We start from the raw sequence: 13083 nt of genomic DNA on the forward strand, positions 1-13083 counted from the left end.
TCGGCTTCGGCCGGGCGCTTTTTCGTTTGCTCATACCATCAGGTGGCGGCGCACTTCGGGCAAGTCGAGATCGCTCGCCGGCCCGGCATGCTGAATCTCGCCGCGATCCATTACATAGATATCGTCGGCGATTTCGCGGCAGAAATCGAGAAATTGTTCGACCAGCAGGATGGTCATGCCCTTTTCATCGCGCAGGAATTGCAGCGCGCGCCCGATATCCTTGATGATCGATGGCTGAATACCTTCGGTGGGCTCATCCAGCACCAGCACCTTGGGTCGGGTGACCAGGGCGCGCCCAATCGCGAGCTGCTGCTGCTGGCCACCCGAGAGGTCACCGCCGCGCCGATTGAGCATGGATTTCAGCACGGGGAAGAGCTCGAAAATGTAGGGCGGGATGTTCTTGTCGGCGCGGGCGACGCTGGCAAAGCCGGTCTGCAGGTTTTCGCGCACGGTCAGGAGCGGGAAGATTTCGCGCCCTTGCGGGACATAGGCCAGGCCCATGCGGGCGCGCTTGTATGGCGGGGCCTTGCGCAGGATTTCGGTGCCGAACGTGATATCGCCAGCGGTGATATTGTGGACCCCGGTGATGGCCCGTAGCGTCGAGGATTTGCCGACGCCATTGCGGCCGAGCACGGCGGTGATGCGGTTGGGCTTGCACTCCAGCGACACGGACTTGAGCGCCTGGGCGGCGCCATAGTGGAGATCGATGGCCTGGACGGAGAGGGCGGTCATGGGTGATGGCCTGGGTTCATGGGGTGAGCGCCGTGCGCAGGGCGTCGAGCGCCATGGCCTGGCTATGCTCGGGCTTGGCCGTCAGGGCGACGACTGCCTCGGCCATGTCTATCAACTGGTCGCGTTCGGCGGCATCGAGATGCTGGCGCCACAGCGGCTTGAAGCGGCGGACGCAATCGCGCGAATCGACGACGCCACGGGCGGCCCAGCTAGCATAGGCGATGAACTCGTCGAGCTTACCGGCCGGCACAATCGCCTCAACCTGGCGCCGGATTTCGGGCTCGGCGAGGTGCTCGCCAGCGGAATTTTCGTTGGAGAGCGAAAACAGGAACAATGTTGCCGCCAGAGCCGGATCGTCGACAGCGTTGAGGACCGAGGCCTCAGCCTTGTTGCGGAAATTACGGGTGCGAAAAGCGCCCTGGGCCCGGCCAACGGCATCGAGAACCTCCCCGCCGACATCACGGAGCATCTTGTAACGCCAGTACCAAACGCCAGCGCCCGCAATGACGGCGACCAAAAGTCCCAAAATATGCATAGCAATACGACCCCAAGCGAAGATGGCGCAACGTTCCATCATTCTATCGGGCTGACAATGTCGAACGAGCGACATGTTCATCGGTATTGCTAGGCGGTAGCTCATCGCCCGAGATACCTCTCGATCACCACCGGGTTGGCGCTGACCTGGTCCAGCGTGCCTTCGGCCAGGACCGAGCCTTCCGCCAGGCAGGTGACGCGGGAGCCGAGGTCGCGGACGAAGCTCATATCGTGTTCGACGACGACGACGGAGCGGGTCTTGGCGATGTCCTTGAGCAGTTTTGCGGTTTCGACGGTCTCGCTATCGGTCATGCCGGCGACTGGTTCGTCGACCAGCAGCAGCTTGGGGTCCTGCGCCAGCAGCATGCCGATTTCGAGCCATTGCTTCTGGCCGTGGCTGAGATTGGCGGCGAGGTCGTCCTTGCGGTTGAGCAGGCGGACGGTGTCGAGGATTTCGGTGATGCGGGCCTCATCGTCGGCGCTCATCGAATAGAACAGCGCCGAGAACACGCCACGCGGCTTGCGCAGGGCCATGACCAAATTGTCCCAGATGGTCTGGCTTTCAAACACGGTCGGCTTCTGGAACTTGCGGCCGATGCCCAGATTGGCGATGGCGGCTTCGTCCAGCTTGGTCAGGTCGGTGCGACCATCGAACAACACTTCGCCATCGTCGGGGCGGGTCTTGCCGGTGATGATGTCCATCATCGTGGTCTTGCCGGCGCCGTTGGGGCCGATAATGGCCAGCATTTCGGCCGGGTGGACGATGATGGAGAGCTTGTTGATGGCCTTGAAGCCGTCGAACGACACCGAGACGCCGTCGAGGTAGAGCATGGTGCCGGTTTTGTCAGCCATGGTGCTACTCCGCCGGATTGGGTTCGGGATCGACGCCGGCTTCGACATCGACGGGCGAGGTTGCGTTGCGATCGTGCTGTTCGCGCTTGGTGGTCATGGTGCGCCACTGCGCGATCAGCCCCACAATGCCCTTGGGCAGGAACAGCGTGGTGAAAATGAACAGCCCGCCCAGCGCATAGAGCCAGACGTCAGACAAAGCCGGCAGCTTGAAGTTGCCGTAGAGGATCAACTGATAGAGGCCATAGAGGACCGGGATCGCGACCGAAGCGGCGATAACGATCAGGCCCTTGGTCCAGCCGCTGGCGACGGCGACGATGGCCGAAAAGATCAGGATGACGACGCCGGCGGCGACATAGGATGAGCCGGAGGTGAAGATGGATTTGGTTAGGTTCACCACGATGGCGCCGATGATCGGGCCCACAATGGTGCCCCGACCACCGACGGCGGTCCAGATGACGACCTCGATGGAATTGCCCGGCTCAAATTCGGACGGGTTGATGATGCCGACCTGCGGGGCATAAAGCGCACCCGCAATACCGGCGAGGACGGCCGACACCACGAATGCGAACAGCTTCACGTTGTCGACGCGGTAGCCGAGGAAGCGGGTGCGGCTTTCGGCATCGCGCACGGCGACCATGACCTTGCCGAGCTTGGAATTGACGATGGCCGAGCAGACCAGCACTGCCAGCGCCAGGGCAAAGGCCGAGGCGGCGAACAAGGCGGCGCGGGTGGTGGCTGCCTGCACGTTGACGCCGAGGATGTCCTTGAAGTCGGTCAGCCCGTTATTGCCGCCAAAGCCGAGATCGTTGCGGAAGAAAGCCAGCAGCAGCGCATAGGTCATGGCCTGGGTGATGATCGACAGGTACACGCCGGTGACGCGGCTGCGGAAGGCGAGGAAGCCGAAGACGAAGGCCAGCAGGCCCGGCACGATCAGCACCATGGCGAAGGCGAACCACCACATGTCAAAACCGTTCCAGAACCAGGGCAGTTCCTTGTAATTCAGGAACACCATGAAATCGGGCAGGGTGGGATTGGCATAAACGCCGCGCGCGCCGATCTGGCGCATCAGGTACATGCCCATCGCATAGGCGCCGAGCGCGAAGAACGCTGCGTGGCCGAGCGAGAGAATGCCGCAATAGCCCCAGACCAGATCGAGTGCGAGCGCGAGCATGGCGTAGTTCAGGTATTTGCCGAACAGCGGCACGGCATAGTTGGGGATGTGCAGCGGATGATCGGCCGGCAGCCCCAGATTGAGCATCGGCACGCCAATGGCGATGACCGCCAGGACAGCGACCAGCCAGACGGCCTTCTTGTCGAGGGCGCGAAGGATGAGTTGGGTAATCATGCTGGCACACCGGAAACAAGGAAGGCCCCCTCATCCGCCCTTCGGGCACCTTCTCCAACGAGGGGAGAAGGGGACAGAGCCGGGAGATTGCAGTCGGCACCCTTCTCCCCTGGTGGGAGAAGGTGGCGCGCAGCGCCGGATGAGGGGGACTTCGGATTGTACAGCATCATTGTTCGATGGACCGGCCCTTGAGCGCGAAGAGGCCGCGCGGACGCCATTGGATGAAGAGGATGATGAGGACGAGAATGATAATCTTGCCCAGCACGGCGCCGAATTGTGGCTCGAGCAGCTTGTTGCCGACGCCGAGCATCAGCGCGCCGATCAGCGTACCCCAGAGATTGCCGACGCCGCCGAACACCACGACCATGAAGCTATCGATGATGTAGCCCTGGCCCAGGTTCGGGGAGACGTTGTCGATTTGGCTGAGCGCGACGCCCGCCATGCCGGCAATGCCCGAGCCAAGGCCGAAGGTCATGGCATCGACGAAGGGAGTGCGGATGCCCATTGAGGAGGCCATGCGGCGGTTTTGGGTGACGGCGCGCATCTGCAAGCCGAGCGCGGTGCGGTTGAGCACGAGCTGCAGGATGACGAAGACGGCGATGGCGAAGACCACGATCCAGAGGCGGTTCCAGGTGATGGAGAGGCCGCCGACATCGAAGGCGCCGGTCATCCAGCTTGGCGGCGACACCATCTGGTTGGTGGGGCCGAATAGGGTGCGCACCATCTGCTGCAGGGCCAGCGACAGGCCCCAGGTGGCGAGTAGGGTTTCCAGGGGCCGGCCGTAGAGCCAGCGGATGATGCCGCGCTCGATGGCGATGCCGACCAGCGCCGTGAACAGGAAGGCGGCGGGCACCGCAAAGGCCAGGGAATAGTCCATCAGGCCGGGGGCGAAATTACGGATCAGTTCCTGCACCACGAAGGTGGTGTAGGCGCCGAGCATGACCATTTCGCCATGCGCCATGTTGATGATGCCCATGACGCCGAAGGTGATGGAGAGGCCGATGGCGGCGAGCAAGAGCACGGAGGACAGCGAGACGCCGTAGAGCAGGTTTTGCGCCACCTGCCAGATTTGCAGGTTGCGGCCGATGGCGTCGATGCCGGTCTGGATAGTCGGCTTGAGCTCGTCGGGCGCGGCGGCGAGGGCATTGACCAGAACCGTTTGCGCATCGAGATCGCCATGGGCAGCGATGGTGTCGACGGCGGCGCGCTTGTCGTCCAGCGTGGCGTCGGATTTGAGGACGATGACGGCGCGGGCCAGGTCCATGGTGGATTTTATGGCCGGATCGGTTTCGGCGGCGAGCGCGCTATCCAGCAGCGGCAGCATGGCCGGATCGGCGTTCTTGAGGATGCTTTGCGCGGCCGACAGGCGGCTGGCGCGATCGGGGCTGAGCAGGGTCATGGTGCCGATGGCAGTGCGGATCTTGCCGCGCAGGCCATTGTTGACCTTGACCTTCTCGATGTCCTTGCTGGTCGCGGTGCCTGCATTGGAGCTATCGACTGGGTCGGTCAGCTTGAATTCGGAACCGGACTTGGCGGCGAACAGCACGCGCTGGTCGGACTTGCGGACAAAGAGCGTGCCGTCGCTCATGGCCTGCAGGATGGGGGGCACACGCTCGTCGCCGGTGGCGACCAGGGCGTTCATCGCCGCTTCGCGATCGGGGAAGCCGCCCTGGCCGAGAGCCTGCACCATGGCGGTGAAATCAGTGCCCTGCGCAAGGGCAGGCAGTGGAGAGAGTGCGAGAGCGAACAGTACCGCGATCAGTCGCAAAATTCGGTTGGTCATCGCTCGCTCGAACGCTGGAGAGAGGGGTGGTGAAGGCGGGCGAACCCGCCTTCACTGCGGCTATCGGCTCGCTCAGGAAGCAGGCGCGGCGCCGCACGTCTTGGTTGCGGTATCGAGATGACCACAACCGGTAAGCGGATCGGTCCAGTCGGCTTCGATGCCCTTGTCTTCAGGCAGGACGTCGGACCAGGCATCGCCGGGTACTTCTACAGTCTGCTTGACGATTTCGAACTGGCCGTCGGCCTGGATTTCGCCGATCAGCACTGGCTTGGTCAGGTGATGGTTCGGCAGGACGGTGGCGGTGCCGCCGGTCAGGTTCGGCACGGAGAGGCCGACGATGGCCTTGAGCACGGCATCGGTATCGGTAGTGCCGGCCTTTTCGACGGCCGCAACCCACAGGTTGAAGCCAAGGTAAGCGGCTTCCATCGGGTCGTTGGTGGTGCGGGTGTCATTGCCGATATAGGTGTGCCAGGCGCCGATGAAGGCGGCGTTTTCCGGGGTATCGACGGACTGGAAGTAGTTCCAGGCGGCGAGGTGACCGACGAGGTTGGTGGTGTCGAGACCGGCGAGTTCTTCTTCGCCGACCGAGAAGGCTACGACCGGGATGTCTTCAGCCGAGACGCCCTGGTTGGCCAGTTCCTTGTAGAACGGGGTGTTGGCGTCGCCGTTGATGGTGGAGACCACGGCGGTCTTCTTGCCGGCCGAGCCGAATTCCTTGATCGCGGCAACTTCGGTCTGCCAATCGGCGAAGCCGAACGGGGTGTAGTTGATCTTGATGTCTTCGGCGGCAACGCCCTTGTCGAGGAGGTACTGTTCCAGGATCTTGTTGGTGGTGCGCGGGTAGACATAGTCAGTGGCTTCGAGAACCCAGCGCTTCACCGAACCGCCTTCTTCGCTCATCAGGTAGTCGACGGCCGGAATGGCCTGCTGGTTCGGAGCGGCACCGGTATAGATGACGTTCTTTTCAGACTCTTCGCCTTCGTATTGCACGGGGTAGAACAGGATCGAATTGAGTTCCTTGAACACCGGCAGCACAGACTTGCGCGACGACGAGGTCCAGCAGCCGAACACGGCGGCAACACCATCGACGGCGATCAGCTCGCGCGCCTTTTCGGCGAACAGCGGCCAATCGGAAGCCGGATCGACGACGACGGCTTCAAGCTGCTTGCCCAGGAGGCCGCCCTTCTTGTTCTGCTCGTCGATGAGGAACAGCATGGTGTCCTTCAACGTCGTTTCGGAAATCGCCATCGTGCCCGACAGCGAATGCAGCACGCCCACCTTGATGGTGTCGTCTGCCGCGAATGCCGGAACGGCTATCGCCCCCATAGTCATCGTCACGCCGAGCCCCAGGCCCGCAATCATGCGGTTTACGACTGTCATATTCCCTCCGACAGATTAGGTGTTTGCACCGCAGAGCAAATTGCAAAGCCCGTGCCAGCACCTATGGGGAAGAGCTAATCGATTGATTCAATTGGGGATGAGGTCGTTTTCGGCAGCGAAGGGTTGTGTGGCTTGTGTCCAAACCGTGGCAGACTGCTGGTTCTTTAGGCAGGAGCATTAAGGCCTGATTAATGTTTGGGCATAATTGGCCGCAGTGACTTTGAAGAGGCAAAATCGGCAGAGGTGACCCGCCGCGACAAATCGGATAGTGTTGGTGCACCGAAGAAATTCTTCGGCAGAGGTCGTTTGCACCGACTACCTCGGCCCTGCGCCCGCATACGGCGCGGGGCTTTCATTCAGCTGAGGCCCATCGCCATTCAGCTGATGCCGGTCTGCAAATGCCGGTTCTCTGCGCTTCCGGTCCTCACGTACGAATGTACGCTCCGGTCCGGTTCTCGCGAACCAGCATATTCGCTACGCGGACCTTCGGTTCGACTCGGCCTGAGCCGAATGTGACCGACCCGACATCGTTAATTTTGGTCGCTTGCGGCCCAATCTGCGCATAGTTTGCATGGAACGCATAAAATTGGGCGCTAATCTTGCTGCGACCGATGCTCGATGTTTGTCTCGCCTCGTCGAGAAGACATAAGCAATCGGGAGTTGAGAAAATGAAGACTTTGATCGCAGTATCGGTCGTTGCTGTCATGGCACTGACGTCGGGCGCCCAGGCTGGCGGGTTCTTTGCCAAGCGTGCGCCTATCCTGACCAATATCACGGGCATTGTTGTTGGCCTCACCACGCGTGACATCAATGTGCTCAACGGCAATACCGTCGCCGTCGGCAATAACAGCAGCATTCTGTCCGGTATCGGCAATGGCCTGCTGGGCGGCGGCTTGCTGAATGGCGCGCTCAACGGCAACGGCATTCTGGGTATCGGTGGCCAGAATCAGACGCAGACCCAAAACCAGGGCCAGAACAACCACCACCACGGCTGGTAAGCACTTGCGGCCAAGGGGTCGCGCCATGCCCGTGGCGCGGCCCCTCTGTTATAGACGGGCCGGCTGGTGCCAGAGTTTGAGGCTGTGGCGCATATCCCCAAGGCTATCGAGCCGGACTTCCTGGATGCGCACGTCGCGGTCTTTACTGGCGGCGCGACTGAAAGTGAGTTCGGTGAGGCATACCCGAACGCCGGCAATCGAGTGAATGGTGTTGCCGATGACTGCCGACCAGGCCTCGCCCTCATGCTCGAACGGTACCGTGATCGACATGCCAATGACCCCGCCGGGGCTCTGGAGCAATTCAAGGTAGCGCCGGTGGGCGGGGGCGAAGGCCGGGTTGCGGCCCGGGTCCAAGACCCAGCCGAAGCGATCGAGCGGATTGGGCGACGCCTGATACGGAATGCTCCGCGCCAGGATATCCTGCGATGCATCGAGCAGCAGCAGATGCTGGGTGGAATGGGTCACGAAGTGCCGCAGCGCCAGCAGTGGATCGGCTTCCGGGCCCCAGATCAGGCGGCGAATGGCCTCGATATTGTGCGGGCGCGGCAGGTCTCGCCCGCTCTCCCAGCGGCTGATCTGGCTTTGCGCCACCCCCAGACATTTGGCGATGGCATCCTGCCGCAGGCGCGAACGGATGCGCCATGCCCGCAGGGCGGAACAGATTTCGCTTTCCATGGCGTGATCTTGGTCGAACATCATGGGCAACAAAGCTCAGCAACGACCAGAATAATATAGTTAATCAAATACTTACGGGCTGATTCTCGCGTCTTAATGGTGAATTTTAAGCAGCAAAAATCGGGATAAGCGCGTAGGGGCTACGTGTAATATTGGTTACCGAACTACGCGATCCTGCGAAGAAGGCAGGAGAACCGGGATGATCGGGCGCGCATTTGGTACAGCATTGATCGCCACGCTGCTGGCCTGGCCCGCCGCGGCGCAATCCCCGCTTTCGATCAAGAGCCAGGTGGAAACCGGCTGGACCTCAAACGCCACCGACAGTGCGGCGGGGCAAGACGATCTTTACGGCACCCACAGCCAGGAAATATCGCTAACCGGCGTCGCCGGGAACGCCCTGTTGCGCGGCACGCTGAGCATCACCCAGACGCGGTTCATGGCGACGAGCTTCGAAGACGACGACGAGGTGGCCGGCGGTATCGAGGCCGAACTGGCGCTGGGGGATGCCAAGCTGCGTCTGGGCTACGCCGTGACGCGAAGCTGGACCGGCGACGATCTGAATATCGAAGGGTTCATCATTCCCATCCGCAGCGAGGAGACGGATCACGAATTCGTCGGCACGCTGGTGGTGACGGGACCGGACCAGCAGGTGACGGTGGATGTCGCCGGACTGTGGGCCGTGCAGGGGAACAGTGAACTGGTCGGGCTGGGTCTGCCGCCGCTGAAATTGCAGCCGGATGTTGGCAGCGTCACCACACGCATTGCGTGGGAGAAGGCGATATCGCCGACAATGGCTGCGTTGGCGGCGATGGAAATGTGGTTCACCACGGTCCCCGAACTCGATCGCTACCTGTTTTTCCGGGCGCCCGCCGATGGTGGGCGGGTGAGCGCGGGCCTGCGGGTCGCCGCTGGCCCAGTGACGCTGAGCGGGTCGGCCGGCTTCGATCTGGTGTGGCCGAAGGGGCATGCCGATCTGCGCCGCACGTCGCCATATTTCGCGGTGGCGGCAAGTCTGGTGCCTACTGCTGGGGTGAGTTTGAGCCTGAACGCGGGGACCGGCGTTGAACTGGTCGATCCAATCGATGGGGTAGCAGGGCACACATCGGCGATCGACCTGGCCGCCACAGTGGCCCTGGCGCCGCAGGTGGAGCTATCGGCCCAGCTTGGCTTCTGGCGTGAGGTGGGACTCTATGACACCAGCCTGATCCGGTCCCGGCGCACGGCGGCGCTGGGCTTGCGCTATGCGGCTTCGGCCCAGCTCAGCTATGGCGCGACGGTCTCGTTCGGCCACTACGACAATCCGGGCGAGAGCTACGACAAAACCGGCATTGCGTTTTCGGTCACCGGCAATCTTTAGGTTCGGGCGGCATCGGGCGATCACAGATTGCGTTTGGAGGAACTGTTGCCAGCGGACGCCGTTAAGGCTGCGAACCGTCGGTGCACTCCAGACATGACGGCGCAGGAATGGCGGCCGTATCCCTCCCCGGCTGCCATACGATCGGCAGACTGCTGCAGAGGCTGACGCTCCTTTGTGGTGTCTCCGGTGGGGGCGCGAGACTTCGGTTTCGCGCCCTTTTTGTTGTCCCGCGCTTGCGTCAACGCGCCGGGGAGGGGACAATGCCGCCATGCGCCGCTGTAGACGGCCGGGAGTGTGTGATGGCCCATGGCAAGCCGATCGTCGGTGGTGGACCCAAGAAGGTTCTCTATACGCTGCAGACCGTTGGCCGGATGGGCGTGGGCAAGGCGGCCAAGGCGCTGACCAGCAAGAACGCCTGCAAGGCCTGTGCCTATGGCATGGGCGGCCAGCGCGGCGGCATGACCAATGAGCTGGGGGAGTTTCCCTCGGTCTGCAACAAGAGCGTGCAGGCGCAATCGAGCGATGTGCGCGCCGCCATTCCGGAGCCGATTTTCGAGCATTCCATTGCCGAACTGGGCGAATTGACCGGGCGCGAGATGGAAAAGCTCGGCCGGCTGGGCACACCGATCTTCAAGGCGGCAGGCGCGGAGCGGTTCGAGCCGGTGGGCTGGGATTTCGCCATCGCGCATGCGGCGGCGCAGCTCAAGGTGACGCAGCCACAGCGGAGTTTCTTTTATTCGTCGGGGCGCTCGTCCAACGAGGCGGGGTTCATTTTCCAGCTTTTGGCCCGGGCCTATGGCACCAATAACGTCAACAACTGCTCGTATTACTGCCACCAGGCCACCAGCGAGGGGCTGAAGACGACGATCGGCTCAGGCACCTCCAGCGTCGAACTCGAAGACCTGACCGGGTGCGACCTGATCTTCGTGATCGGGGCCAATCCGTCGTCCAATCATCCGCGCTTCATCCACATGCTCAAGAATTGCCGCGAGCGGGGCGGGCAGGTGATCGTGATCAACCCGGCCAAGGAGCCGGGGCTGGTCAAGTTCGCGGTGCCGAAATCGCCAAGCTCGATGCTCAAGGGCGGCAGCGAGATTGCCTCGGATTATCTGCAGCCGCGCATCGGCTCGGATATCGCGCTGATGAAGGGGATCGCCAAGGCGGTGATCGCGGCGGGGCTGGAGGCGAGGGATTTTATCGCCGATCACGCGAGCGGGTACGAGGCGTTCCGGGCCGATCTAGACGCCTTGGCTTGGGATGAGATCGTGGCGGCTTGCGGCATCGCGCAGGCGCGGATCGAGGAAATCGCCCAGCGTTACGGGCAGGCTCAGAACGCGGTGTTTGCCTGGGGCATGGGGATGACGCACCATGTCCATGGCGTGGAGAATGTCGAGGCCATCGCCAATCTGGCGACCTTGCGCGGCATGGTGGGCAAGCGTTTTGCCGGGCTGCTGCCGCTGCGCGGGCATTCGAATGTGCAGGGCATCGGTACGATCGGGGTCAAGCCGGTGCTGGCCAAGGACGTGCTGGGCAAGATGGAAGCGGCCTTCGGCATGAGATTTCCGTCCCAGCAGGGCATGGACACCATGGCCTGCCTCAAGGCGGCCGAGCGCGGCGAGATCGACGCGGCGGTGATCATGGGCGGCAACCTGTGGGGCGCAACGCCGGACACCGACTTCGCCAGCCGCGCCATGGGCAGCATAGGGTTCAAGCTGTTCCTGACCACGACGCTGAATATGGGCCACGTGCACGGGCTGGGCGACGGCGAGGTGCTGATCCTGCCGGTTACGGCGCGCGACGAGGAGTGGCAGCCGACCACCCAGGAATCGATGTTCAACTATGTCCGCCTCAGCGATGGCGGCATCAAGCGACTGGAGAACGTGCGGCCGGAAAGCCATATCCTCTGTGATATAGCCGTGCGGCTGCTGCCGGATTCCGCAATTGATTTCAAGGCGTTCGCGCAGCATTCTAAAGTGCGCGAGGCGATTGCGGCGATCGTGCCGGGGCTAGAGCAACTGGCAGATATCGATGTGGCGAAGAAGGAATTCCACATCAAGCACCGGGTGATGCATGTGCCCGAATTCGGCACTGCTGACGGAAGGGCGCATTTCGTGGTGACGCCGTTGCCGGTGCTGGAGCCGGGCAAGCTGCTGCTGGCGACGGTGCGTAGCGAGGGCCAGTTCAACACCATCATCTACGAGGACAATGACAGCTATCGCGACGGCGCGGGGCGCGATGCGGTGTTCCTCAATGGCGCCGACATGGCGGCATTTGGCGTCAGCGCGGGGCAGGTGGTGACGCTCGCGTCCGACGTCGGGCGGATGAGCGCGGTGGTCAAGGAATTCGACCTGCCGCGCGGCAGCGCCATGGCGTATTACCCCGAGGCCAATGTGCTGGTGGGCACGGCGGTGGATCCGCGCAGTAAGACGCCGGCGTTCAAATCGGTCCCGGTGTGGATCGAGGCGTGATCGCTCCCGTCGTCACAGTGCCGAGCGCTGCCTTGGCCGCCTCGGTGGCCAAGCAGGTCATGGGCGCTTCTCCCGTGGCGATCACGCGGTTCACCACTGGCGCGCAGCACTATGTATATGAGGCGCAGTTTGCCGAGTTGCCGCCGGTCGTGGTGCGCATCGGTAGCCAATCGGCGCATGCCGCGATGGCGGGCGCGGTGCATCTGTCGCGATTGCTGCGGCCGCGCGGGGTGCCGCTGCCGGCGCTGTTGGCCCAGGACATCGAGGCGCCTCTGCCCTGGATCGTGCTGGAACGGCTTGCGGGAGGCGATCTCGGTGGCGTCATCGGATCGCTGTCGGAACGCCAGCTCGATCGTATCGCGGCAGGTGTGGCCGCTGCGCAGGCGGCCGTGGCGCAAACGGGATCGGCGGGCCGCTATGGCTATGCGATACGTCCGGAGGATGCGCCTTTTGCCAGTTGGGAGGCCGTGTTGCGCGGCAACCTCGATCGATCGCGGCAGCGCATGGCGGCTCATGGCCTGTTCGATACCGGCCTGCTCGGGACCGTCGAGACCATATTGACCAGCCAGCGCGAGCGGCTGGCCCAGATTCCGGCCACGCCGTTTCTGCACGATACGACGACCAAGAATGTCATCATCGATCCTGCCGGCGTGCTGTCAGGCATCGTCGATGTCGACGATCTGTGTTTCGGCGATCCGCGCTATCCCGCGGCGCTGACCCTGGCGGCGCTGCTGGCCTACGGAGGCCCGACCGGTTACGTCGCTGCCTGGCTCCACCATGCCGAGCAGGCCGGCGATGCGATTTTCAGGCTCTACGTGGCGATATTCCTGCTCGACCTGATGGCCGAGCATGGCGGCGTGTTCAACGGCAATGAACAGCCGTCAAAGCCCGAGGACCGGGCGAGAATGCTCGCGGCATTTACGGCGACTGTCGCGATGGCGCGCGGATAGGTGCCGCCT

Annotated in this window: 11 protein-coding genes; 4 read left to right on the top strand and 7 right to left on the bottom strand. The window is 62.8% G+C overall.

What is annotated here, in order from left to right; translation table 11 throughout:
- Positions 1-30: 30 nt before the first annotated feature.
- From urtE to urtA, 6 genes are all read right to left on the bottom strand, one after another.
- Positions 31-732 carry an urea ABC transporter ATP-binding subunit UrtE gene (urtE, locus tag JWR51_RS03795; RefSeq protein ID WP_299743895.1) on the bottom strand — a complete coding sequence of 234 codons (702 nt, stop codon included), beginning with the start codon at positions 730-732 and terminating at the stop codon, positions 31-33.
- 16 nt (positions 733-748) lie between these two features.
- Entirely contained in the window at positions 749-1267 is a 519-nt protein-coding gene (locus tag JWR51_RS03800; RefSeq protein ID WP_299743897.1) for a hypothetical protein, read from the bottom strand.
- A gap of 101 nt (positions 1268-1368) precedes the next feature.
- Positions 1369-2118 carry an urea ABC transporter ATP-binding protein UrtD gene (gene urtD, locus JWR51_RS03805; RefSeq protein WP_299743899.1) on the bottom strand — a complete coding sequence of 250 codons (750 nt, stop codon included), beginning with the start codon at positions 2116-2118 and terminating at the stop codon, positions 1369-1371.
- 4 nt (positions 2119-2122) lie between these two features.
- Complete coding sequence (gene urtC, locus JWR51_RS03810; RefSeq protein ID WP_299743901.1) at positions 2123-3463, bottom strand: urea ABC transporter permease subunit UrtC; 1341 nt, start codon at positions 3461-3463, stop codon at positions 2123-2125.
- Positions 3464-3629: 166 nt separating this feature from the next.
- Positions 3630-5246, bottom strand: coding sequence for an urea ABC transporter permease subunit UrtB (gene urtB, locus JWR51_RS03815; protein WP_299743904.1), 1617 nt, complete (start codon positions 5244-5246; stop codon positions 3630-3632).
- 72 nt (positions 5247-5318) lie between these two features.
- Positions 5319-6578: an urea ABC transporter substrate-binding protein gene (urtA, locus tag JWR51_RS03820; RefSeq protein ID WP_299744468.1), complete on the bottom strand. Its 1260-nt coding sequence runs from the start codon at positions 6576-6578 to the stop codon at positions 5319-5321.
- 716 nt (positions 6579-7294) lie between these two features.
- On the opposite strand from urtA, the gene JWR51_RS03825 reads away from it, so the two are divergent.
- Positions 7295-7624: a hypothetical protein gene (locus JWR51_RS03825; RefSeq protein ID WP_299743907.1), complete on the top strand. Its 330-nt coding sequence runs from the start codon at positions 7295-7297 to the stop codon at positions 7622-7624.
- Between the two features lie 48 nt (positions 7625-7672).
- Here the strand turns inward: JWR51_RS03825 and JWR51_RS03830 are convergent, their stop codons facing one another.
- Positions 7673-8323 (bottom strand): helix-turn-helix transcriptional regulator, encoded by a 651-nt coding sequence (locus JWR51_RS03830; protein WP_299743909.1) that lies wholly within the window; start codon positions 8321-8323, stop codon positions 7673-7675.
- A 175-nt stretch (positions 8324-8498) separates the two neighbouring features.
- Here JWR51_RS03830 and JWR51_RS03835 point away from each other — a divergent pair, with 175 nt between their 5' ends.
- The 3 genes from JWR51_RS03835 to JWR51_RS03845 all read left to right on the top strand — a co-directional run bounded on the left by JWR51_RS03835 (position 8499) and on the right by JWR51_RS03845 (position 13074).
- Complete coding sequence (locus JWR51_RS03835) at positions 8499-9656, top strand: hypothetical protein (protein ID WP_299743912.1); 1158 nt, start codon at positions 8499-8501, stop codon at positions 9654-9656.
- A gap of 299 nt (positions 9657-9955) precedes the next feature.
- On the top strand, positions 9956-12124 hold the full coding sequence (locus tag JWR51_RS03840) for an FdhF/YdeP family oxidoreductase (RefSeq protein WP_299743914.1): 2169 nt from the start codon (positions 9956-9958) through the stop codon (positions 12122-12124).
- Positions 12121-13074, top strand: a complete 954-nt coding sequence (locus JWR51_RS03845; protein WP_299743917.1) for an aminoglycoside phosphotransferase family protein — start codon at positions 12121-12123, stop codon at positions 13072-13074. The genes JWR51_RS03840 and JWR51_RS03845 overlap by 4 nt, the downstream gene beginning before the upstream one ends.
- Positions 13075-13083 lie beyond the last annotated feature (9 nt).

This window comes from Devosia sp. (assembly GCF_028290625.1).
GTDB lineage: Bacteria > Pseudomonadota > Alphaproteobacteria > Rhizobiales > Devosiaceae > Devosia.